Below are 22,803 nucleotides of genomic sequence, written 5' to 3'. Positions count from 1 at the left end.
GCCTTACTTGATGGCGAGAAAACCTTCGAAACACACGTACTTCTGAACGGTCATCACCTGCGAGAAGCCCGCGGCGCGCAGCATGGCGGTGTTCTCCTCGGAGGTCAGCGGATCCAGAACGCCCTTCAGGCTGCGGGACTTTCCGATGATCTCGAGGGGGCTGTAGCCGCGGCCCATCTTGTATTCCATGTACGTCTGCTGCATGAGGTCCTGGAGCACCGGGGTCGGCGATCTGACTTTTTCGAAGAGCACGAGGCCGCCGCCACTGGGCAGGGCGGCGCACAGCTGCCTGAGCAGGTCGTGCCTCTGGTCCTGGGGCATGAACTGCAGCGTGTAGTAGAGCGCCACGAACTCCATGCGGTCGAAGCCCATCGTGCAGGCGTCCGCCTCGAGCACGGCGATCCTGGTGTCCACGCCGCAACGCTGCCGCGCGACCTTGGCCATGGCCGGCTCTATGTCCACGGCCACGAAGCGGATGCCCGGATCCCGGTGGCGGCGGGCGAGCGCGAGCGTCAGGGTCGCGGTCGAGCAGCCGATCTCGTACACCCGCGACGTGGGTCGGACGAAGAAGTCCGAGAGCTGCGCCACCAGGTCGTGGCCCTCCTGGTAGAGCGGAATGCTCTTGCTGACGTGGCCGTCGAAATGCTCGGCGACGTCGTCGCCGAAGGTCCAGCGCGCGTCGTCGGCCATGATGCCGTCACCGACCGGCGTCAGCAGCACGGGGTCCGTCATGTCACAGCCTGTCTCTCGTGGGGGCCCGTGTCGGGCAGGGCGCGGAGCGAGCGAAAAATGGGTACGGCCGGCAGCGTTGCCAGGACGAGGAGTGCTCCGCCCGCGATGAAGGGGGCCCGCAGCCCCCATGCGGCCGCGGCGAGGCCGAAGCAGACGCTGCCGAGGGGCATCGCCCCCCAGGACACGAGGCGGTACACGCTGTTGGCACGGCCGATCAGGTCTGCCGGCATCAGGGTCTGGCGGAGCGAGACGGCGACGACATTCCACACCATGGAGGCCGAGCCCATGACGAGGAACGCGGCGATGGCCGGGTACCAGGTGCTGGACAGGCCCAACGCCACCGACGTCGCGCCGACGACCATGGGGGCGACGGCGAGCAGCCGCAGCCGGCCGAATCGGTCGCGGAGCCGTGGCGTGAGCATCCCGCCGAGGAGCGCCCCCACGGCCAGGGCCGTCAGTTGGGTTCCGTAGAAGGCGATCGGAAGGTGGAGTACCCGGGTGGAGAAGAGCACCAGCAGCGCCAGCTCGCCCAGGTAGATCGCGTTCATCAGGGCGGAGATCAAGGTCAGGGCGACGAACGGCCGGTTCGCCAGGCAGATGCGGACACCGTGGACGATCTGCTGCCCGAAACCGCCCGGAAGCCGCTCGCGGCGAGCGGGCTCCGTGCCGCGTACGCCGTGGAGCAGTACGGCGGAGGTGACGAAGGACAGTGCGTTCAGGAGGAAGGGGAGCGTTCTGGACAGCCGGAAGAGGCCGCCTCCCACAAGTTGGCCGACGAAGTTCTGCCCCGCCTGCATGCCGGAGTACAAGCGGCCGTTGGCGCTCTCCAGATCCGCAGCCGCGACCAGACGGGGAAGGAAGGCGAGCGAGGCGCAGTCGAAGAACACCTCGCCCGCGCCGAGCAGCCCCGATGCGGTGACCAGCGCGGGAAGTCCGAGCCGGTGCTCGGCGAGTGCCGCTGTCAGCAGGAGCAGGACGACGGCCCGGCCGACGTCCGAGACGACCATGACGTGCCGGGGGTCGCCCCGGTCGACGACGGCCCCGGCCGGCAGGGCGAGGAGCAACCACGGCAGGCTGCCGACGGCGGTCACCAGGGACAGCTCTCCCGGTGAGTGGGTGATCTGCGCCGCAAGGAGCGGAAAGCTCGCGAAGTGCACACCGGTGCCGGCAGCCGAGATGACCGACGCGCTCCAGGTACGCCGGAAGCCGCTGCCGAGCGCAGTCCGCCTGCGCCGCGGCCGCGCCGCGGGCACGACATCCGCCGTCATCGCCGGCCTCGGGAGAAGAGGGCGCAGCGCAGTTCGGAGGTGTGAGGGGCGCCGTCGACTTCGAGCCACAGCTGGTCGGGCGCCGGAAGCATCTCCATGAGGTGGATCCGGCCTCCGTCCGCCCTGGCCATCCGCATCATCTGACGGACCAGCAGCGGGGAGTCCAGGTCCACGTACAGCGGCTTCGGCTCGGAGCCGACCTTGGCGAAGAGCTGGTCGGGCAGTCCCATTGCGAGCCGCAGCCTCTGCAGGCCGGCGAAGTCGGCGGCGTCGTCTCCTCCCCTGCCCGGCGCCGCCACCGCTGCGGTGGGCAGCGACCACTGTTCGCGTGCAAGCACGACGCGCCCACAGGTGAGCCGCGGCAGGTGGGTACGTCCGCCGAGGGCCAGGGTGCCGCCGCCGAAGTACCGCGGGAAGGCGAACACCGCCAGCGGATCGCCGCTGATGCTCGCCGAGCCGGCCGGGGCGGCCAGCAGCCTGAGCCGCCGCTGACGGCCGCGGGCGCGAAGTTCCAGCCGCGCGGACGTCACGCGGATGTACATGTCCGCAGGCGAGATCACGTCCTCGCGGGACTTGCCCGACACCCCCAGGAGCTCCAGGTCCGCCATGGGCAGCGGCACCTGGGCGGAGGTCTTGGACGAGTGCACGCGGACGAGATCGACGACGTCCTCGTCAGGGTCGACCACGCGGGCGTAGTGGTCTGCGACCAGGCGCGGCAGGTCCGGCTGTTCCGCGGCGAGAAGGGGGGCGACGCTCGTGTGGGTCAGGAGGTCGCGCACGGCGTGGCAGTCCCCGATCACGGCCTGGAAGGCGCCCGTCGCGAGCGCGTCGGCCCCGGAGGCGACGAGCATGACGTCCGGGTTGATCACCGCGGACGGCCAAGAGGGGTACGCGCTGAGCAGCGCGCGCACGCTCGCGCCTGACACCTTCACGCGCCGGCGGGCCAGGTCCTCCCCGTACAGATGCGCGGAGATCCGCTCGCCGGCCTCCGCCAGCCGCACGTCGACCTGCGCGCACGCGGAGGCCACGGCGTCGGAGTCGACGGCGAAACGCTCGTAGAAGTCGAAGAGCGGCACCTCGGAGCCGACCTCGTAGCGCTCGCGGCACCAGTCGTACAGGATGCCGGACTCGAGCCGCATGCGAAGGCGCGGCCCGATCAGCATCAGGTCGTAGGCCGGAGCCAGCTCCTCCCGGAGGAAGTCCGCCATGTCGGTGCCGATGGTGAACCCGGTGAGGTCGCTGCGGCATTCCTCGAACACGATGCTGCGGTCAGCGTAGATGCGGCCGTGGCCGCGGTTGGCCGCGCAGCCGGTGAACGCCTCGAAGAGCGACTTCAGATCGTCGAGGAGTGCAGGGCGCTGGGAGGGATCGGCATCGGCGAATGCCGTGAGGAAGTGTTCGACCCGCTCCAGCAAGACCCGCGCCTCGGGTGCGTCGGCAAGACCCTCGGCGAGCAGCTTTCGCAGGTCGTGCACCGCGGACGGCGTCCCCGTCGGGATCTCGAAACCGGAACTCACCCACTGCCCCCGCACCAGGTCCCGCACCAGATCATCGAGAACGGCCGGCCCGGACGGCCGCACGGCCCCGGTCCACTCGTCGAACGCCGGTCGCAGTGCTCCCAGGGGAGTCCGGCCGTCGCAGCGACCGAGCAGCCAGCGCTCGGTCTCGGTCAGTGTCCGCTCGTCCGCCCGGCGGAATCTCCACCCCTCGAAATCGCCGGGCCCGCCGGAGGTGAAGTCGTAGCGAACGGCGCGATCCTCGTCCAGGAAGACGAGGGGATGCAGCCTGGGCCGGATCCGGTCACGGAACGCCGGATGCGTGGCCACGACGTCCGCGATCGCCTGGGCAGCCCAGTGGCTGAGGAAGACGGTGCGCACCGGCGTGGTGGCAGGGCCCAGGCGGAGGCCGCGCCCCGTTCCCAGCCGGCCGGGTGTGAAAGGCCCGAAGTGCGAATGCGTCTCGTTCTTCGTGGCGACCCGTTGCAGGTAGCGCGTCAGCGTGTCGACGCGCTGACGCGCCGATCCGGAGAACTCGGTGGGCCGCGTGTCCAGCCAGCGGATGAAGAGACGGTGAGCGGCGTCGTTCGACAGGAGCAGCATGTCCCGGAGCGTTTCGTCGCGGAACGCGTCGACCACGCTCAGCCGGCCGGCCTGCGCCGACGTCTCGTACCGGGCGCGGAAGGCGGCCTGCGCCGCTTGGCAGCGGTCCTCGGCGGCCTCCCAGCCGCGCGCCGCCCGGCGCGTCCGGGTCAGCTCGCGCAGCAGCAGGACGTCGCGCGGACGAGGCCTGCGCCCCTGGCCGAGCCTCGTCCGTGCTTCGTCGAGCCGCGCCGGCGGGGCGTTGCCCGACAGGACGCCGAGCAGGTCCTGCCTGGCCGCCTCGAGATCGCGGGCGGCCTGCTCCCACTCCGCGACGGCGGGGGCCAGTGAACGGGCCCGAAGCACGTCGAGACGCGCGTGCGGATACCCGGCCTGGCGGAGGAACGCGACAGGCAGGAGCGACCAGTGCGACGCCGTCGTCGGTGCGGGGAGGTCCATGGATGACTCTCTCGTGTCCGGAGGTGGGGGCGGTGGTGTCCCGGGCTCGCTCACGCGGAGAGGAGGCGGGTGAGCAGGTCGTCGGCAGCGGGTCCGCCGCTCGGCAGGCGGCCAGGTGCGGTGGCCCACGGCTTGACGTCGGTGCCGTGGAAGTCCGAGCCCGCGGTGGCGACCAGGCGGTGTTCCGCGCACAGCCCGGCCAGGGCCTCGACGTGTGCCGCGTCGTGCCAGGTGGTCCAGACCTCGAGCCCGGCCAGGCCCGCGTCCCGCAGCGAGCGCAGCTCGGCGCGCGGGTCGGAGGCGCTCAACAGGACACCGGCAGCGTGGGCGAGCACCGGGACACCACCCGCGTCCCGCGCCCAGCCCAGGACGTCCGTCAGGTGCGGCCTGGAGGGTTCTTCGACGTGGAAAGGGCGGCCGGGCTCGAACCACTGTCTCTGGACGGCCATGAGATCGTCCGGCCGATGGCCGGCGAAGCGCGGATCCCCCCTGGCGGCTTCCAGGAACAGCCGCAGGAAGACGCCGTAGTACGGCACGCGGTTCGGTCCCACCGCGGACTCCACAGCTGCGCGCGTCAGCGGGATCCCGGCCTCGGCGACGACATCCACCGACTGGTGGAACCAGGCCAGCCGGCGCGCATGGTGGGCTTGGACCCGAGCCACGAGTTCCGCCCGGGACGTGGCGTAGACCAGGCAGTGGACCTCGTGACCGTTCCAGGTGGCGCTGATCTCGCAGCCGACGATCGCCCTGCCGCCGAGTCCTTCGAAGGCCGCACGGAAATCGTCACACCCCGCGAAGCTGTCATGGTCGGTGCAGGCTGCCACGGCGACACCGCGCGCCGCCGCCATCTCGGCCAGCCGGCCGGGGGTCAGTGACCCATCGGAGACCGTGCTGTGCAGATGCAGGTCGATGCCGCTTGCTCCCCACGGCTCCCGGGCAGATGTCACGGCGCGGTCGGACCTCCGGAGAAGACCGCACAGCGCAGCTCGCTGGTGCGCGGTGCACCGTCGATGTCCAGCCAGAGCTCGTCGGGGCCGGGAAGCATCTCCGAGAACTCCACCGTGCCCGCCGTCCCGCGGGCAAGGCGGAAAAGCTGGCGTACCAGCAGCGGGGACTCCCAGTCGACGTACACGGGCTTGGGCTCGCCCGGGATCTTCGCGAACCCGTGCCGTGGCAGGTCGAGGTCCCTGCACAGCCGGCGTGCGGCGGCGTACTCGGCCGCACCGCCGCGCGCGCTGTGGGCTCCGGGACTCCAGCCGCTCAGGGCGGCGGACGCGATCCGCCAGCGCTCCCGATGCAGGACGACGCGGCCGCAGCGGATGCGGGGCAGGTGGCCGTGGTCGAGTGCGCCGATGCCCACGCCCCCGTAGTGGCGCGGGAAGGCGAACGGGGACAGCGGATCCTGACGGATGCCGGTACCGCCGGCCAGCGGTGCCATCAGCCGGACCCGCCGCCCGTCAGGACGCACCCGCAACTCCGGGCGTCCTGCGCGGACGACGAGGAAGAGCGCGGAGGGGTGGATCACCTGGTCGCGGGGCTTCGGCGACAGCCCGAAGACCTCGAGGTCGGGGCAGGGGTGCTGGAGCGCGGCGCCTGTCTTGTCCAGATGCGACCGGGACAGGTCGAGCAGGATCTCGTCGGGGTCGAGGAGGGAGCGGTAGCGTGCGTGGATGCCGCTGACCAGGTCGGGGGCGATCTCCTGGATGAGCGGCGCGAAACTCGAATGCGTGAGGACGTCCCGTACGGCGTGGCAGTCGCCGACGACGAGGCGGAACCGCCCGTCCTCCAGGTCGGCGGCGCTTCCCGCGGCGATCATGACGTCGGGGTTGCACAGTGCCGCAGGAGTGTTCGGGTACCGGGCGATCAACTCGTCGAGGTCAGCCCGGTCGACCAGAACCTCGTGCACGGCGCGGTCGGCGGACCCGAGCAGCGAGGCGGTGACCTCCCGGTCGAGTGCGCCGACCTCCTCGTCGACCAGGCGGCATGCGTCGGCCAGGACCGGCTTGTCGGCGAAGAACCCCTCGTAGAAGTCCTGGAGCGGGATCTCGGTGCCGGCGCCGAAGCGCCGGCTCATCCAGCGGCCGAGGATCTCCGTCTCCCTGCGGATCCGCAGGCGCGGGGACAGCAGGACCAGGTCGAACACCGCTGACAGCTCCGTGGTGACGGCCTGGGCGATCTGGCTGCCCAGGGTCAGTCCGCGCACCGGGCCCAGTGCTTCTTCGTAGAGGACGCTGCGGTCCGCGTAGTGCCGGCCACGGGACCGGTTGGGCGCGGTGCCGGTGGCGGCCTGGAAGTCTTCCTTGATCTCGGCGAGCTGCCGGGCGCGCGACGCGTGCGGCGCGAGTGAGAACGCCGCCAGCCCCTCCTTCATGCGGCGGACGGTTGCCGCTTCCGGACTGTTCTCCTGCCCCGCACCGGTGAGCAGCGAGTCGAGCACTCGCAAGGGATCGGGTGCGCCGACCGGGATCTCCCAGCGGTCGACGATCCACCCGGACTCCGCCAGGCCTGACACGACAGCCTCGAAGCAGCGCGTCGACGGCGACCCGCCGCGCAGGGTCCAGGCTCTGCGCAGGTCCGCGATGCTCGTCGCGCCGTCACAGCGCTCCCACAACCAGAGCTGGTCCTCAGACAGGACACATCGGTCCTGCTCGACGAACGTCCATCCATCGGCCGTCCCGGTGGCCGTCGTCGAGGCGAACAGCCTGAGCTCGCCGCGCTGGTCCAGGGCCAGTGGACGGCGCCGCGGACACACCCGGTCCCGGATCGCCGGCCGGCGGCTGAAGTCCGCGGCCAGTTCCTCGCCTGCCCAGTGGGACCAGAAACTGCGCCGCTCCACGGGCCCGGGCCGCCAGTCGGCGCCTCCGGGCCCCGGCTCGAACCGTGCGACCGATATCGGACCGAAGTGCGAATGACTCTCGTTCTTGGTCGCCACCCGCTGGAGGTACATGGCCAGCAGGTCGGTCATACGCCGTCGATGACCGGGTGAGCTCTCCTCCGCCCGATCGAGCCACGCCTCGAACTCCGCGTACCGGGCGTCGTTGGACAGCAGCAGCACCTCCCTGAGCTCGGGTGCCGCGAACAGCGAGATGACCTGGCGGCGGGCGCGCTCCAGCGCCTCGTCGTGCTCGCGGACCCGGGCCTGCCAGGCGGCGTCGAGACGAACGGCGGCCGCCTGGTAGCGGAGTGCCAGAGCCCGCTGCGGTTCCGGGAGCACCGTGAGCACCTTCGCCAGGACGGGATCCGTGAGCGACCTGAGCATTCCGACGTACGAGGCGGTCGCCCCCTCACCGCCGTGTTCGTGGGCCCGGATCGCGGCCTTGAGCGCGTCAGCATGTTCCGCCAGCAGACGCGTCTGATCGAGCAGCAGGTCGAAGCCCGCCGCCAACTCCGGCTCCGCGAGGGGGTCCAGGAGCCCGAAGGGGAAGCCCGCGTAGCGCAACAGCGCGACAGGGCTCAACGACCACTCGACGGGCGTGGCGTCCACGTTGTCACCTCGGTGTGGAGCGAATGCGGTCACGGAAAGGCGATTCTCATGTGGCGGTGAACCGGGCGCCTAGAGCAGGCGGTGCTCATGTGGTGTGAGCCCGCCCGCCGGCGCCGCCCTGGTGGCTCGTGTGCGTGCCGCCCCGCCCGCCGGGCACCCCGTGGGTGTAACTCCCGACGCTATTGATGGAAGGGGGCGACACATGGCCCCGCATCCCGCCCGTCGTACGACGGGCCGTCAGAAGGAGTGCACATGAACAAGGTGACCGTCGACGCACCTCCGCAGATCGGCATCATCTGCATCGGCTGCGCGTCCGGCAGCAACTGCCTGCTGGAGGACGCCCTCGCCGACTTCCACGCGGCGACCGGCCGCTGATCCACCGATGACCCCGCCCGCGCTCGGCGTCGGGACGGTCTACATCCCCGGCCTGGAACCCTTGTTCCAGGCCGGGGGCGACCTGATCGACGTCGTGGAAGTCGAACCGCAGCTGTTCCGCGAAGGCGACGGACGCTACCGGTTGCACCAATCCTCGTTCGCCATGGCCGCCGCCCTGGGCAAGCCGTTCCTGATCCACGGCGTCGGCTTCCCGGTCGGCGGCACCGTCCGGCCCGGCGAGCAAGACCTCGCGCCCTATGTCGAGGCAGTCGTCCGCAGTGGGAGCCCCTGGGCCAGCGAGCACCTCAGCTTCAACGAGTTGCCCGGCCGGGGTTCGGCGGCCGGCCGCTTCGGCGGTTTCCTGCTGCCGCCGGTCCAGAGCCCGCTGGCCGTGTCCGTGGCCGCCGCCAACATCCGGGCCGTCCAGGACCTGCTCCCGGTCCCCTTCGCCTTCGAGACCGGTGTCAACTACCTCCGGCCGCAGCGCGGTGAGATGCGCGACGGCGAGTTCTTCGCCGCCGTCGCGGAGGAGGCCGACTGCGGCATCCTGCTGGATCTGCACAACCTGCTGTGCAACCAGCGCAACGGACGCCAGGCGGTCCTGGACGCCGTCGGCGAACTCCCGCTGGAGCGGGTGTGGGAGGTCCACCTCGCCGGAGGGGTCATGTCCGACGGACTGTGGCTCGACAGCCACGGCGGGGCGCCGCCAGAGGAGGTGTACGAGCTGGCCGAGCAGGTGCTTCCGGCCTTGCCGAACCTCGGCGCGGTCATCTTCGAGGTGATGCCCGAGCACATCGCCCGTGGCCGCTTCACTCCTGCCGAGGGTGTGGAACAACTGCACCGTGTCAGGGACTTGTGGGACCGTGCCCGAGCCGTGCGGAACGGGCCGCAGCCGTCGGCTCGCGAGCGGATCGTCGCGGCCGACGGCCCGCCCTGCCAGGGCCCCGCGACCGCCCTCCCGGATCCGGCCGCATGGGAATCGCTCCTCGGCGCGCTGGTCATCGGGGAAGCCGGCTCGGCGTCCGGGCCCGGGGCCGGCCCGGTATCCGAGGCCGCCGCAGCCCTGTCCCAGGACAGGAGCCTGCCGGTCATCCGTCGTATCGTGGCGTCCTTCCGCAGCGTCCTCGTCGTCGAGACGCTTCCCCTCACCTTCCGTCTGATCATGTTCGCGGTCGGTGAGGAGGGTTTTCTGGCCATGATGAGCGCCTTCTGGGCGGGCTACCCGCCGCGTCGCTTCGCGTCGGAGGAACTGGACGACTTCCTTGCCTTCATCCGTGCCCAGGACGCGACTCCCCACCTGCGAGAAGTCGCGGCCTACGAGGTGGCCGCGGCGCGCGTGCGGGCGACAGGCGTCGCGGAGAGCGTCGTCTTCAGCTGCGAGCCCACCGCCCTCCTGGCGGCGCTGAGGCAGTACCGGGAACCCACGTTCGCCGGGCCGGGGGAGTACGAGGTCACGGTCGTCCCCTGATCGCCGCCTTGCGTTCCGCGAGGCCGGGGACCGCGGCGACGGTCGACACCACCGCCCGCGTCCCCGGCCTCACCGGTCAGCGCTCCTTACCCTGCGGGGCGTCCGGTGCCGCTTCCCCGCTTCCTTCCGGCCCCGCGCCCAGCCGGCGGACGGCGGGGACGGCATGGTTGGCGACGGCCAGAAGGGCCAGACCCACCGCGATGGCGAGGATGGGGGCGTCGACCCCGAAGGCGTCTGCCAGCGCCCCGCTCGCGGCGGGAGCGAGCCAGGCGAAGGACTGGGCGGCCGTGCCCATCGTTGTCAGCACGCGCGCGGTCGTCGCGTCCGGGACGTTCGCCATCACGCCGGTGGTGAAAACGACGTTGAGCGGCGTGACGAGTACGAGGCTGGCGCCCAGGCACAGGGCGGCCAGCCAGGGCCGGGACGCCAGCAGGACGAGGCTGCCGACGCCGGCCGCCACCATCCAGGACACGATCAGGATGATGCGGTGGCCGGACACGCGCTGGACGACCTGTCCGGCGGCGAGGGCGCCTCCCAGGGCACACGCCGATGCCAGTGCCTCGGCCCCGCCGATCGTCGAGGGCGGGGCGCCGTGGCCGCGCAGCGTCACGATGAACATGAAGCCGAGCCCGGCCAGGAGCATGTTGGTCACAGCGGACCACAGCATCGCGTATCTCAGGAACGGATTGCTCCGGATACATGCCAGCCCGGTGAGGAGATCACGCAGCAGTGGGGGGCGCACGGCAGTCCGCCCGGCGGTGTCCGGTCCCAGGGGGGTCCGGACGAAGAGGCAGGCGAGCGTCACGGCGCCGAACGAGAGGGCGTCGGCGAGGAACGGAGCCCACCGTGCCATCGTGAACAGAGTGGCCCCCAGCGGCGCCCCGGCGAGCTGGGCGCCGAAGTCGCGTGCCTGGACCCGGGCGTAGGCGGCCTTGAGCTGCGGTGCGGGGACGATGCGTCGCACGATCGGCGCCGCCGCGCCGGCGAACGCCGCCGCGGCCACGCCCTGGGCCAGTGCCAAGGCGGCGATCAGCGGCAGTCCGGGACGACCGGCGGCCACGGCCCAGAAGACCCCACCCATGGTCGCCGACTGGACCAGCGAGGCTCCAGCCAGCAGGGCACGCCTCGGGTGGCGGTCGGCGACCACTCCGGCGGGCAGCAGGGCCGCGACCCGGCCGGCGGCCTCGCAGGTGGCCGCGATCCCGGCGTCGGCCGCGGACCCGGTGACGGCCAGGATCAGCAGGGGGAAGGCCAGCGCGGAGACGTGGGTGCCGAGCCCGGACACCGCGGTGCCGGACCACCAGAGGTTGTAGTCCCGGTTGCGCCACAACGGCGGCAGCCGCGCCTCCCGATGAGGGCCCTTGGGATCCTCGGGGACCGCGGGCCGGGGGCCGTCACCGCTCGGAGGCCGCTGCGGGGAAGGGCTGGTATCGCTGTCAGTCACAGGCGTCAGCCTCGCGGCCCTTCGCCGTGGAGGCATCCGGGTAACCCCCTAACGTTGCCCCGCGCCGAGCCGGCCCGGTCTCGCCGGCTCCGCTCAGTGCCCTGGCCAGCTCGGTTCTGGATCGGACGCCGATCTTCCGGTAGATACGCCCCAGGTGCGCTTCGACGGTGCGCCGGCTGAGGAACAGGGCGGAGGCGACCTCGTCGTTGGTGCGGCCTTCCGTCACCAGGTCCGCCACCCGCTTCTCGGCGGCCGTCAGTTCTGTCGGGGAGTTACGGCGCATTCCCAGGCTCCGCAGCTCTGCCGTCGCACGCTCCGCCCATGTCGCGGCGCCGAACCGGACGAACGTGGCGTGAGCCTGCCCCAGCGCGGTGTGCGCCGCCCGCTTCCGCTTCACCCGTCGCAGGACCTGGGCCTGGACCAGTTGCGTCCGGGCCAGCTCGAACGGCATGGGCAGCTCGGCGTGCGCCCGTACCGCGGCCTCGACCGCCGCGAGGGCGCCGTCGGGATCCGCCAGTGCCAGCGCGAGCAGGGCGCGACTGCGTGCGGCCGTGCACTCCAGATACGGGTACCGGGACACGCCCGCGCGCCGCTCGAGCCGGACGACCAGGGCCTCGGCCCGGCGCAGCTCTCCGAGTTGGAGGCACACCTCGACCTGGTCCGCGAAGAAGTGGTAGCGAGCCGGCTCGCTCATACCCATCGCCTCGACCAGGTCGAAGGCCCGCGTCAGATGGCGGTCGGCTTCGCCGGGACGGCCGAGTGAGAGCTCCACGAAGCCGAGCACCGACAGGTGCAGGACGGACGCCGCCGGGTCCTCGGGCGCCCCCGCGAGCGCGAGACCCTCCGTGGCGTCCGCCGCAGCCCTGCGCAGGTCTCCCTGGTACGCGGCGACCAGCGCCGTCGCATGGAGCGCACGGCTGCGGTAGCGCCCTTGACCCGTCTGCCGGGCGGTCTCGGTCGCCTCGGCCGCATGGCGGGCCGCGAGGTCCGTGTCACCGAGCCGGCATTCGAGCTCGGCAAGGTGGAGCAGCAGACGCGGTATCAGGGACTCGTCGCCGACCTCGTGCGCGCGCCGGTATGCGGCCCGCAGGTCCGCGCGGGCGCGAAGCGGGTCGAAACTCATCTGCCAGAGGCTGAGCACGGCACGGGCGGACGCGCCGTCCCAGGAGAAGTCCCGCGCGGGCAGCAGACGCCGTCCCCGCTCCATCGCCGCGTGGTCGGGCGCCCGGCCGGCCTGGAACCCGAAGTAGGCCGCCGCGAGCAGCGCGCAGGCCCGTGCCTCGGCGTCGGCCTCACCTGCCAGCAGCCGCTGGGCCGCCTCGGCGCCGGCCAGTTGCAATCCGGTGTCGAAGTCAGCGAGCCAGGCGATGCGCAGGTGCACCATCCCGGTCAACGACCGGTCGCCCGCGGCCTCCCGCAGCGCGGCGTGGAGCACCGCGACGGCCTCCTCGGGGCCGCCGTCGTGGAAGACCACCGGTGCGAGCCGCAGCAGCGCGCGGGCCCGCCGGTGCCCTGGCGGCATGTCCGAGACCGCCCTCTCCAGCATGTGGCGGGCGCCCGTTCCGTCACCGGCGTAGAAGCGGCACTCGGCAGCCGAGACCGCGCGCTCGAGCCGGCGTGGATCCTCCGGCGGGGTGCGGCGACTCGACAGGCTCCACAGGTCGGCGGCCCGCGCCGGCATGCCACGTGCCTGGGCCTGTGCGGCGGCGTGATCCACGATGTCGGCGACCTTTCCGCACGGCCCGTCGACAGCGAAGGCAAGATGCCATGCGCGTTGGTCGAGGTCCGTGGCCACGTCCGCCAGCCGCGCGTGCAGGGCGCGGCGCCGCTCTCCGGCCGCCGCCGCGTACACAGCCGACGCGAACAGCGGGTGGGTGAACGTCACCCGTCCGTCGTCGACTTGGAGCACGCCCGCTTCCTCGGCCTCGTCGAGCGCGGGGACGGCCTGGTCCGCGAGGCCGAGCACGGCACGGATCGACGCGGTGGTCGGGGAGGGCAGGGCGGCCGCGATCAGCAGGACGTCGCGCACGTCGGCGGAAAGCCGTCCGACGTGTTCCGCGGCCGCGCGACGATGGACGTTCGGCACCGGCAGGGCCCAGTCGGGCTCGCGGAACCGGGTCCTGTCGACCGAGGGCCCGGCCGCGGGATCGAGTTCCAGCGCGCGCATGATCTCCAGCGCCAGGGAGGGGATTCCCGCGCACGCCTCGTTCAGCCGCAGCAGTTCGGGCGTGGCCAGGCAGACCCCCGTACGCGCTTGCACGAGCCGGCGCAGGTCGCTCGGGTCCATCCGGCCGAGGGTGATGCGCCGCAGACGATCGGGACCGACCGCCCGCTCGAGCTCGGACCGCAGCGGATCGGCGACGCGGTCACCGGTCCTGACGGCCACCAGCAGTCCGACCCTGGCACCACCGCACCGCCGGGCCACGTAGCTCAGCACGTTCGCCGTGGCGCCGTCCAGCCACTGGGCGTCGTCGACGGCCAGCAGGACGGGGCCTTGCGCCTCAAGGACCCGGACGACGCCCAGAACGGCCAGGCTCACGGCGTGCGGGTCGGGCGGGGTCCCGGCTGCCGGGGTGCGCAGCAGGGCCGCTCGCAAGGCTTGGCGTTGCGGTGCCGGCAGTCCGTGGAACGCGGCGTCCGGAACGGTCTCGACCAGATCGGTCAGTCCGGCGAAGGGGAAGTGCCTCTCGGACTCGCCCAGCCGGCACGACAGCACCTCGAAGCCCCGCTCACGTGCCTGCCTGGCCGCATGACTCCACAAAGTGGTCTTACCGACGCCCGGCTCGCCCTGGATCACACACGCCTCCGCGGGCGGGCCGTCCGGCTCGGCCATCCGGTCCAGGGCGGCGTCGAGCGCGGCCAGTTGCCGCTCGTGCCCGACGACGCGAGCAGACCCGGCGTCCCTGCCGGGGCCGGCCACGGTATGTCGACCGTCGACCACCAGCCGCGCGAGCTGATGGCGGCCGTCGATCACCGTGCCCACAGCCGCTGCCCGGGTCCTGGCGCGACCGCCGCCGGCATGGCCGCGACGGGCCTCGGCGTGACGCGCCCGCGTCTCGCAGGTCTGGGTGTCGCCGGCTCGTCGGCAGACATCATGCGCCCTCCTCGTTGCCGGAACGATGTGGCGGGGGGCTCTCCCGGCCTTCCGGCCGCGGCCGACCCGCCCGCGGGTCCTCGCACTACCGATAGACCGGCGGGTTACAACGCACGGGTCCGGCGCCACCTTTGCGCGACGGTCAGCCGGGGCATGTGAAGAGGGGGCGGCATGTCCCGGAGTCACCCCTGCTGCGGCACTGCGGGGTCACCCGGCGACCCGGGCCCCCACGATCACGCAGGTGTAGTCGAGGCGGATCCCGCCGCCCTCCTCCGCGTCGAGGAAGCCCGCCACTTCACGCAGCAGCAGCCGCAGTGTCGGTTCAGGCAGGGACAGGTGGCGGCTGTCGGTGGCCAGCAGCCGGCAGAACTGGCGGGAGGTGAGCCGGGACTGCCAGGGTGTCCTGGTCTTCGTCACGTTCCGGAGCCCGTGGCCGCGCAGTTCCTCGGCGTACCCGTCGACATCGGCTTCCGACAGCGACGCCCTGCCGTCCTGCCCTGTCGGCAGACCGTCCGGCAGCGTGGAGGCGTAGACGCGCTGCAGGCCGGCGGCGGTGGCCGGCGGGAGGGTGCTGAAGTTCCAGGCGAGGAGGATCCGGCCGGCGGGGCGCAGACACCTCGCGGCCTTGTCGGTCCGCTCTCCCGCACGCAGCCAGTGCCACGCCTGGCCGCAGGCGACCAGGTCGAACCGCCTCCCGGCGGGGTCCCACGTCTCGAACGGCTCGACCTCGACGGCAAGCCCCTTGTCCGAGGCGACGGCTGCCATGCGCGGGTCCGGCTCCACGCCGGTGACGTCGTGCCCGAGCGCCGCGAGTACGGACCCGAGTTTGCCGGTCCCGCAGCCGATGTCGAGTGCCGTACCGGGCCGGTGCTCCTCGCCCGGAGCGGTCAGAGCCCGGGCCACCCCTCGCGCCGGGTAGTCGGGCCGCAGCCGGTCGTAGTCGTCCGCGCGAGCTCCGAAACTGACCGGTGCCTTCACCGTCTGATCTGTCATGTCAGGCCTCTCATCAAGGTGGCGAGGTCGTGCTCGGGGAGGAAGAGCACGTAGGTTCCCAGCGAGGCGAGGCTGAAAGGCACGAGGCGCTTGGGCAGCATGGCCGTGAAGGCGCCGTGCATGAGCACTCCGAGCAACGCGCCCACCCACCAGGTGGCCGGGAAGACCAGCAGGACGGGGAGGGCCGCTTCCACGCCGACCGTCACGAGCGAGGGAATGCGCCAGCGGCGTGCGACGAGCGACGACTCGGCAGTGGCGAAGCGGCGGGTGAACCAGCCGGGGAAGAAGTACTCGCGCTGCCTGTCGGGTAGTTCCTCGCGCAGGGAGGCCAACTGCGCGAAGACCTTCTGCAGCGTGTCCCCGCTGGTGAACTGCCGGGACCTGGCCTTGTACAGGGCGCTGCTCCAGTACACCTGGAACATCAGCACGACCGCGGCCGCCTGCGGCCACGACACCCCGCCGCCGGGCGCCGGGGACGGGGCGGCGAACGCCGAGAGGGACGGGGCGTCCAGGAGCGACTGCAGGCTGAACCAGGTGCCGGTACCCGTGGCGAAGACGAACGGCACCGACATCATCCCGAGGAACAACGTGTTGAACTTGCGGTCGAAGGTGAACTCGAACACGCACCACGCGGCGACGACGCCGGCGGCCAGCGGGGTCAGGACGCCGGCGAACACAGCCAGCACGGCCACCGCCCGGGCAGCGTAGAAGACCCTGAACGCCGCCGGGCTGAGCAGCACTTTCACGGCCATCTCGTCGCGCTCGTAGCGCCAGCGCACCAGGGACTTGGGGGACAGGTCGAAGTAGCGAGCCATGCCGTAGACGTGGTCGGCGACGATCTTCCACAGCAGGGCCGAACCGAGGATCAGGCGGAAAAGGCACATCGACAGCCCGGCCGCGCTCCCATGAACGGGGAACGCGGCCGGCAGCGGGTCATGCACGGACGACTCCTCCGTTCCTCACGACGATCCTGATGGACTCGAACGGCACCAGGACGACGCCGTCCCCGACCACGCGCATGCCGTGTTCCTCAGCGAGGTAGAGCACCAGCGACTGCAGCGAGGCGGCTGAACGGAAGACGTCCTGGCGCAGTTCGTAGTCCCACGGGCAGACCGGCCGCCCGTCGTGGGCGTCGTCGTGCAAAGTCGCGCGGTAGGCGCCGATGTGGGAGAACATCGCCCAGGAGCCGAATGAGCCCACCGGGGTGAAGAAGCCGCGCCACACCAGCCAGGCCAGGGCCGCGCAGCCGAGCGTCAGAGCGGCGATCGCGTTGACCACGACACTCCCTCCGTGTTGCGGGACCGGTCACAGGACCATGGACGGCGAGGGCCAGCGGTCCAGCAGGTAGGGCGCCCACCAGTCCATGTCGCCGAAGGTGAGCAGGAGGCGCTCGGCACGCAGGGCGGCCAGGACCTCGGGCTCGACACCGTCCGTCCGCTGCTCCTCCAGGAGGGGGACGGCTTGGACGTACTCGGGCCGGACCAACTCGAAGCGCTGCAGCTTCCCGTCCCGCCGGTCGCGGATCTGCACGAACCCGGGACCGCGGCGCCACATGCAGCGGCCGAGGTAGAAGCGGGCCCGCCACTGGGCGATGTGCTCGTCGGACCGGCCGCCGTCGAGGGAGACGGGGGGCTGCAGATGGCTGAGGTCGCGTGCTGTCAGAGCCGGATCGGCCTCCTCCCCGGTGCGCAGGTGCCAGCGCACGATCAGGCCCCGGGCGGAGGCGACCCGGACGAAGTCGAGCGCGCGCAGGTCGCGCGGGGTCGGGGAGTCCAGGCGGACCGGATCGTCGAGGGAGGTGAACCGTACGCCGCCGCGGTACAGGTCGTGCACGTGCTCACCGACGGCCAGGGGGCTCCCGGTTCCTGACGTCACCATCAGATCTTCACGCATGTGGGCTCCCCGGCCAGTGCGAGGGCCAGTTCGGGGCCGCCCTCGTCATCGCTCTCGCGCCGGATGCGGCACATCAGCTGGTTCTCGTCCTCGGTGGCGACCTGGACGGCGCGATCGGCCTCCACGAAGATCAGCCCTGCGCGGCGCCAGTCGGCCAGCAGCGTCTCGACGCGCCGCGTGTCCCAGTCCTCGCCGCTCCTGACCGCGCGGCGCTCCAGCTGCTCCAGGGACCTGGGGTTGTGCAGGGCGCGGAACAACTCGATCTCGACGGGATCAGCCAGCGTCATGGAACGCCAGGCGAAGCCCGGACGGGAGTTGCTCAGCTCGATCCGGTCGCCGAGGTCGGTGTAGGACAGATGGCTGCGGACGTGGTTGCCGCCCCATTCGCGAAGGGCCTGTTCCAATTGGCTGGCGAGCTTGCCCTCGATGCCCTGGTCCGGAGTCTCGAACAGGTAGGCCAGGTCGGCCAGTTCGGCATCGGGCAGATCGTAGATGAGACTGTACTGCCGGTGCGGGCGGCGTTCGGCGAAGCCGAGTTCAGGGCGGTCGAAGTAGGGGCTGAAACGCTCCAGCGCGATCCTGCTGGCCCCGCTGCAGGGATGGAGGTGGTGCAGGGCCGGGAACTGCTCGATGACCGGCAGGTAGTCGTCCGGGGTCTCGCCCGGGAACCCGTACAGGTAGTTCCAGGCCACTGTCAGGCCGCAGCTTTCCGCGTCCCTGAGGAAACGCACGTTGTGCGTGCCGCTCACGCCCTTGTCCATGATCTTCAGGACGCGGCTGCTGAGGTTCTCGATGCCGGGTTGCACGCTGACCACTCCGGCCGCCCGCATCCGGGCGATCTGCGACCGGTTCATGTTCGACTTGACCTCGTACTGGATCCGCAGGTCGAAGGGGGCGTCGGCCAGCTTGTCCAGGACGGAGTCGAGGTACGACATCTCCAGGATGTTGTCCACGGCGTAGAAGTCCAGCACGCGGTGGCGCCCGGCCAGGGTGAGGATCTCCTCCAGGTAGATGTGCGGGCTCTTGCTGCGGAAGGTCATCGCGGACCCGTTGAGTCCGCAGAACGTGCAGTGGTGCTTCTCGCCCCACCAGCAGCCGCGCGCGCCCTCGACGACCAGCACCGGCTCGTACCAGGACTGCACGCGCGAGCGCCGGATCCGGTCGAAGTAGGCGTCGTAGTCGGGTGCCGGGATCTCCGCGGGCGCCAGGAGCTGCTTGGTCGCCGGATTGCTCACACTCGTCTCGTCGTCGCGCCAGCACAGCCCGGAGATGCGGGACACGTCCGGCCTGCTCCCGGCCACGCCGGGGTCTGGTGACGTGCTGCGCGCGCCGTCGGTGTGAAGGGCGTCCACGAGCTGTGTGAACGACCGCTCCGCCTCGCCGCGCACGACATAGTCCAGGAACGGGAAATTGCGATGCAACGCCTCGCCCTGGGGGCCGTCGCAGTTGGCGCCACCCATCACGGTCGCCGTGCCGGGGGACAGCTGTTTGATCCGGCGCAGCAACGCGAGCGAGGCCACGTTCTGCTGGAAGGTCGAGGTGGCGCCCACGAGGTCGGGGCCGTCGGCTATCAGCCGGCGCGCCATCGTGTCGATGAACTCGGGCACCAGTTCGTGCAGGCGCCGGCAGGTGTCCATCTGCTCGGGCGTCAGGTCGTCCGCCATCCTGCGGTTGAACTCCTCGACCCGCCACGCGGGATCGTCGTAGAGCGCGGAGGAGAACACCCAGTCGCCGCACCCCATGAAGTAGCTTCCCAGCGAGAAGAAGGTGAAGTCGGCGGCACCGAGTCCACCCTGCTGGTCCATCCAGTCGGCGAAGTCGATGTTCGCGTAGACGGACGTCGTCTCGATGTCCGGGAAGTTGTCCGCGATCCGCCGGGAAAGTATTCCGAGCGCGAGGGAAGGGGTCGCCATGCTGGCCCATGGCATGCACACCAGTGTGATCTTCATGTGTCCTCCGGCGTGAGCCAGTGATTTCCATCGACGCCTGTCGCGCCGAGTGCGCGTGTTCAGGCGGAGATGTCAGTCGAGTACCGGCCTCGCGGGCATCAGGTGACGGACGAGCGGCACGAGGCGGTGGATCCTGAGCGTGCTTCCGGTGCGGCCGGTGATCCGGCCGCACCGGAAGAGTCCTGAACCGGCAGGTTCATGGCGGACATCCGTCAGAACGAGACGGTAACGCCGACCGTGATGAGTGCCTCGTCCTGCTCGGTGCTCTGCGGGTCGCTGTTCACGACAACCTTCTCCATGGTGCCCCTCCCTCCATCGTCAGAAGTGACCGGCATGCGCGATGTTCCTGCTCTCGCACAACTCGGCGTGGGCCGAGAGGTGTCATCAGGCTGCCCCCGTACCGCTGCCGACGAATCCGTGAAAACACCTAATGCCGATCTTGCGGTGCGGTGCGCGGGGCCGGCCTGAGGAGAACGGCCCGCACCCGCGCCGGACAGCCGGAGATCGGTGAAATGGGCTTTGTGGCAAATGAGTTGAGTACCGGTTGCTCATTGCCGACCTGCGAAGCGGGGTGTGAGGGTCGCAACGTCGTTCCGTTGTGCAGGCGCTGCCGCTCAGGGACGTCGGGGAGGAGTGTCCCGATGTCCTGGTGGCCGCTGCGGTGGTGAGGTGGGTGATCTGGTGGCCGGTGCTGTCGGGGAGGTGCGGCCCGCGGTGGCGGCGGTGGATTCGGAGGTGCTGCTGGACGTGGTGCGGGGGGTGTTGGGGCGGTGCGGCGGGCAGCGGTGGGTGGTGCGCGCCGAGGGCCTCTGGTGCATGGTGACCCCGCCGTCCTGGGCCGCGTCCCGCCGGCACGGCTGGAAGCTGCATGTGTCGGCGACGCCGCTGTCGGCGCCCCTGGTGCTGGCGCGGGCCGCGGAGGTCCTGGCCCGGCACGGGTGCGCCTTCAAGTTCGGCACGGACATCGCGCGTGTCCTGGACCTGGTCGACTCCTGGTACGACCGAGGCGGGGCCGGCAAGTTCATGACGGTCTATCCGCGCGATGACATCCAGTTCCGGGCCCTGGCCGCGGAACTGGACGCGGAGACCGCGGACCTGGCAGGGCCGGGCATCCTGTCGGACCGGCCGGTGCGGCCGGGCAGCCTGGTGCACTACCGGTACGGGGAGTTCTCGGCCGAAGAGGTGTTCACCGATGACGGGACCTTCGAGTCCCGGATGACCGGCCCCGACGGGTCGGTGGTCAAGGACGAGCGCAGGGCGTGGTTCTCTCCGCCGCCGTGGGCGGTCTCCCCCTTTCCCGATCAGCCGCTGTCCGATGACCGGGTGCAGCCGGCGGGTGGCTCCGCGGTCGCCGGCGACCCGCCCCCCGAGGACCCGCCGTCCGCCGCGCAGCGGCAGGCGGTGCGGTTGGGGGGCCGGTTCCGGGTCACCGGCGCGATCCGGCATGCCAGCAAGGGCGGTGTGTACCGGGCGACGGACGAGCGGGACGGCGGCGAGGTGGTCGTCAAGCAGGCGCGCGCTCACGTGGGCGGGCTGCTGGATGGCACCGATGCCCGCGACCGGCTGCGGCAGGAGGCGCGGATGCTCCAGCTCACCGCGCCGTTGGGACTGTTCCCGGCGATGGTGGCCCTGATCGAGGAGGACGGCCATCTTTTCCTGGTCCAGGAGTCGGTGCCCGGCGTGTCACTGCACCAGTGGGCCCGGGACCGGGCGGACCGCGGTGGGCCGAGTGTGGACGACGCCCTCGACGTGGCCCGCCGGCTGGTGTCCGCGGTGGACGCGGTGCACCGGGCGGGCCTGGTGCTGCGCGACCTGAAGCCGTCGAACGTCATGGTCATTCCGTCCGGCGCGCTCCGGCTGATCGACGCCGAGTACGTCGTCGAGCGCGACCGGGAGAGGACCCCGGCCCATACGCCGGCTTTCGCCGCCCCCGAGGTCACCCGCTCCGGCGGGGGCCGGGCCGTGCCGATACCGGTGCCCGAACCGAGCGCCGACCTGTTCAGCCTGGGCGTCACCCTTTTCTGCGCCACCACCGGCGGCCTCGACCCGCGCTGGGTCCGCGGACACCGCGATGACGGCACTCCTGCGGACGGGCGGGAGCGGGCGCGAATCCTGTCGCGGATCGCTCGGGACCATCCCGCGCTGGCGGCGCTGCTGGAACCGGTCACAGCCCTCACCCAGGCCGACCCGGTCCGGCGGTGGACGCTGGATCGGACCGAGAAGTTCCTCGCCGCGGCCGGTGCCGCACCGACCCGGGGGCGGGCAGCGACCTGGCTGCGGCAGGGAGAGCTGGACCGGCTGGTCACCGACGGCCTGTCCCGCCTGCGCGCGTCCATGACACCCGACGAGCCCACCTTGTGGCCACCCGCCCGGAAGTCCGAGAGGGCCGACGCGTGCGACCTGTTCCGGGGCGCCGCAGGGGGACTGGCCACCCTCACCCGGGCGGCGCAGGCAAGCGACGACCCGGTGCTGCGGGAGGCGGTCGGCCAGGCGGCCCGGTGGATCGACCGGCGCCTGACCGACGTGCCGCGGCTGCTGCCCGGCCTGGCCTTCGGCCGCGCCGGCACCGCATGGGCGCTGCACGATGCGGCCCGGTTCCTGGACGACGCGGGCCTTGCAGGACGGGCGGTGGAACTCGCGGTGGAGCTGCCCACCGGGCACCCCAGCCCCGACGTCACCCACGGACTGTCCGGCGCCGGGACGGCACTGCTTCACCTGTGGCACGCCACGCACGACCCGCGCCTGCTCCAGCGGGCCCTGGCCTGCGCCGACAACGTCCTGGGTGCGGCCCGCCGGGAGGGCCCCGACTGGCTGTGGCCGACGCCGGACTCCGCCGACTCCGCACTGGCCGGTTTCAACGCCTACGGATTCGCCCATGGCGTGGCCGGCACCGGCCTGTTCCTGCTGGGCGCCGCGCAAGCCGTTCCCCACACCCCGGGTGCGGGCGGGTCTCCCTGCGCAGAGGGCCGGGTGAGCACCGCCCAGGCCGGCCCCGTCGGCAGCGCGGCCGGCCAGGCGGCCCGCGCGCGATACATGGAGGCCGCTCTCGGCGCCGTCGACACCCTCGTCCGCGCCGCCCGTGTCCAGGACGGCGCGGCCAGCTGGCCCACGACCGTGGGCGGGCCGTTCAATCCCGACACGGGACAGTGGTGCACCGGCCCGGCAGGCATCGGGACCTTCCTGATCCGGATGTGGGCGGCCACCGGTGAGCAGCGCTTCGCCGACCTCGCCGAGCAGTGCGCGCCCACGCCGTACAGCCGGTGGGACACCACCCCCGGCCTGTGCTGCGGCCTGGCGGGCACCGGGCACTTCCTGCTCGACCTCGCCGAGCACACCGGCCGGAGCGGCTACCGTACCCAGGCCGAGGACCTGGCGGCCGTCATCCACGCGCTGCGCCGCCGCGGCGGCGACCCGCTGACCGCCGGCTGGGACCACGCTTACGGACACGGCGAAGCCGGAACCCTCGGCTTCCTGCTGCGCCTGCGCCACGGCGGCACCGGCCCCTGGACCCACGCCGTCGGCGGCACCCTGTGACCTGGCGCCTCGCCCACGCACCCCGATGCACA

The 22,803-nt window shown here is 71.8% G+C and carries 16 protein-coding genes; 3 read left to right on the top strand and 13 right to left on the bottom strand.

Translation table 11 applies throughout. The features are described 5' to 3' along the window. Positions 1–3: 3 nt before the first annotated feature. The 5 genes from ACGFMP_RS14485 to ACGFMP_RS14465 are packed head-to-tail and all read right to left on the bottom strand — an operon-like array spanning position 4 to position 8,021. Positions 4–732, bottom strand: coding sequence for a methyltransferase domain-containing protein (locus ACGFMP_RS14485; protein WP_393672576.1), 729 nt, complete (start codon positions 730–732; stop codon positions 4–6). Next, entirely contained in the window at positions 729–2,000 is a 1,272-nt protein-coding gene (locus tag ACGFMP_RS14480; protein ID WP_393672574.1) for an MFS transporter, read from the bottom strand. Before ACGFMP_RS14480 ends, ACGFMP_RS14485 begins: the two co-directional genes overlap by 4 nt. Further along, on the bottom strand, positions 1,997–4,537 hold the full coding sequence (locus tag ACGFMP_RS14475; protein WP_393672573.1) for a lantibiotic dehydratase: 2,541 nt from the start codon (positions 4,535–4,537) through the stop codon (positions 1,997–1,999). Before ACGFMP_RS14475 ends, ACGFMP_RS14480 begins: the two co-directional genes overlap by 4 nt. A gap of 50 nt (positions 4,538–4,587) precedes the next feature. After that, positions 4,588–5,484, bottom strand: coding sequence for a PHP domain-containing protein (locus ACGFMP_RS14470; protein WP_393672572.1), 897 nt, complete (start codon positions 5,482–5,484; stop codon positions 4,588–4,590). Further along, a complete protein-coding gene (locus tag ACGFMP_RS14465) occupies positions 5,481–8,021 on the bottom strand; it encodes a lantibiotic dehydratase (RefSeq protein ID WP_393672571.1) in 2,541 nt (846 codons plus the stop codon). Before ACGFMP_RS14465 ends, ACGFMP_RS14470 begins: the two co-directional genes overlap by 4 nt. Positions 8,022–8,273: 252 nt before the next feature. Here ACGFMP_RS14465 and ACGFMP_RS14460 point away from each other — a divergent pair, with 252 nt between their 5' ends. Both ACGFMP_RS14460 and ACGFMP_RS14455 read left to right on the top strand, forming a co-directional pair. Further along, a complete protein-coding gene (locus tag ACGFMP_RS14460; protein WP_393672570.1) occupies positions 8,274–8,396 on the top strand; it encodes a hypothetical protein in 123 nt (40 codons plus the stop codon). 7 nt (positions 8,397–8,403) lie between these two features. Beyond that, positions 8,404–9,864, top strand: a complete 1,461-nt coding sequence (locus tag ACGFMP_RS14455; protein ID WP_393672569.1) for a DUF692 family multinuclear iron-containing protein — start codon at positions 8,404–8,406, stop codon at positions 9,862–9,864. A gap of 76 nt (positions 9,865–9,940) precedes the next feature. On the opposite strand, the gene ACGFMP_RS14450 is transcribed toward ACGFMP_RS14455, so the two are convergent. From ACGFMP_RS14450 to ACGFMP_RS14415, 8 genes are all read right to left on the bottom strand, one after another. Continuing rightward, on the bottom strand, positions 9,941–11,308 hold the full coding sequence (locus tag ACGFMP_RS14450; RefSeq protein ID WP_393672568.1) for an MFS transporter: 1,368 nt from the start codon (positions 11,306–11,308) through the stop codon (positions 9,941–9,943). Continuing rightward, complete coding sequence (locus ACGFMP_RS14445) at positions 11,301–14,291, bottom strand: AAA family ATPase (RefSeq protein WP_393672567.1); 2,991 nt, start codon at positions 14,289–14,291, stop codon at positions 11,301–11,303. The genes ACGFMP_RS14450 and ACGFMP_RS14445 overlap by 8 nt, the downstream gene beginning before the upstream one ends. Positions 14,292–14,609: 318 nt before the next feature. Further along, positions 14,610–15,395, bottom strand: coding sequence for a class I SAM-dependent methyltransferase (locus ACGFMP_RS14440; protein WP_393672566.1), 786 nt, complete (start codon positions 15,393–15,395; stop codon positions 14,610–14,612). Then, positions 15,392–16,336, bottom strand: coding sequence for a hypothetical protein (locus tag ACGFMP_RS14435; protein ID WP_393672565.1), 945 nt, complete (start codon positions 16,334–16,336; stop codon positions 15,392–15,394). The genes ACGFMP_RS14440 and ACGFMP_RS14435 overlap by 4 nt, the downstream gene beginning before the upstream one ends. Continuing rightward, on the bottom strand, positions 16,329–16,673 hold the full coding sequence (locus ACGFMP_RS14430) for a hypothetical protein (RefSeq protein ID WP_393672564.1): 345 nt from the start codon (positions 16,671–16,673) through the stop codon (positions 16,329–16,331). The genes ACGFMP_RS14435 and ACGFMP_RS14430 overlap by 8 nt, the downstream gene beginning before the upstream one ends. A gap of 27 nt (positions 16,674–16,700) precedes the next feature. After that, entirely contained in the window at positions 16,701–17,288 is a 588-nt protein-coding gene (locus tag ACGFMP_RS14425) for a DUF5825 family protein (protein ID WP_393672563.1), read from the bottom strand. After that, positions 17,273–19,237, bottom strand: coding sequence for a RiPP maturation radical SAM C-methyltransferase (locus tag ACGFMP_RS14420; RefSeq protein ID WP_393672562.1), 1,965 nt, complete (start codon positions 19,235–19,237; stop codon positions 17,273–17,275). The genes ACGFMP_RS14425 and ACGFMP_RS14420 overlap by 16 nt, the downstream gene beginning before the upstream one ends. 212 nt (positions 19,238–19,449) lie before the next feature. Beyond that, the gene (locus tag ACGFMP_RS14415) at positions 19,450–19,572 is read right to left on the bottom strand and encodes a hypothetical protein (RefSeq protein ID WP_393672560.1); all 123 of its coding nucleotides are present in this window, start codon (positions 19,570–19,572) and stop codon (positions 19,450–19,452) included. A 346-nt stretch (positions 19,573–19,918) separates the two neighbouring features. On the opposite strand from ACGFMP_RS14415, the gene lanL reads away from it, so the two are divergent. After that, on the top strand, positions 19,919–22,771 hold the full coding sequence (lanL, locus tag ACGFMP_RS14410) for a class IV lanthionine synthetase LanL (protein WP_393672559.1): 2,853 nt from the start codon (positions 19,919–19,921) through the stop codon (positions 22,769–22,771). Positions 22,772–22,803: the final 32 nt, after the last annotated feature.

It is taken from the genome of Streptomyces sp. NPDC049040, from assembly GCF_043197715.1.
In the GTDB taxonomy this organism is placed as follows: domain Bacteria; phylum Actinomycetota; class Actinomycetes; order Streptomycetales; family Streptomycetaceae; genus Actinacidiphila.
This window is presented reverse-complemented; position numbering and strand designations above follow the sequence as displayed.

Excerpts from the sequence above, each read along its gene's own strand:
- ACGFMP_RS14475 (WP_393672573.1), bottom strand. The coding sequence starts at position 4,537 with ATGGACCTCCCCGCACCGACGACGGCGTCGCACTGGTCGCTCCTGCCT.
- ACGFMP_RS14425 (WP_393672563.1), bottom strand. The coding sequence starts at position 17,288 with ATGCGTGAAGATCTGATGGTGACGTCAGGAACCGGGAGCCCCCTGGCC.
- ACGFMP_RS14480 (WP_393672574.1), bottom strand. The coding sequence starts at position 2,000 with ATGACGGCGGATGTCGTGCCCGCGGCGCGGCCGCGGCGCAGGCGGACT.
- ACGFMP_RS14455 (WP_393672569.1), top strand. The coding sequence starts at position 8,404 with ATGACCCCGCCCGCGCTCGGCGTCGGGACGGTCTACATCCCCGGCCTG.
- ACGFMP_RS14440 (WP_393672566.1), bottom strand. The coding sequence starts at position 15,395 with ATGACAGATCAGACGGTGAAGGCACCGGTCAGTTTCGGAGCTCGCGCG.
- ACGFMP_RS14485 (WP_393672576.1), bottom strand. The coding sequence starts at position 732 with ATGACGGACCCCGTGCTGCTGACGCCGGTCGGTGACGGCATCATGGCC.
- ACGFMP_RS14420 (WP_393672562.1), bottom strand. The coding sequence starts at position 19,237 with ATGAAGATCACACTGGTGTGCATGCCATGGGCCAGCATGGCGACCCCT.
- ACGFMP_RS14460 (WP_393672570.1), top strand. The coding sequence starts at position 8,274 with ATGAACAAGGTGACCGTCGACGCACCTCCGCAGATCGGCATCATCTGC.
- ACGFMP_RS14415 (WP_393672560.1), bottom strand. The coding sequence starts at position 19,572 with ATGCCGGTCACTTCTGACGATGGAGGGAGGGGCACCATGGAGAAGGTT.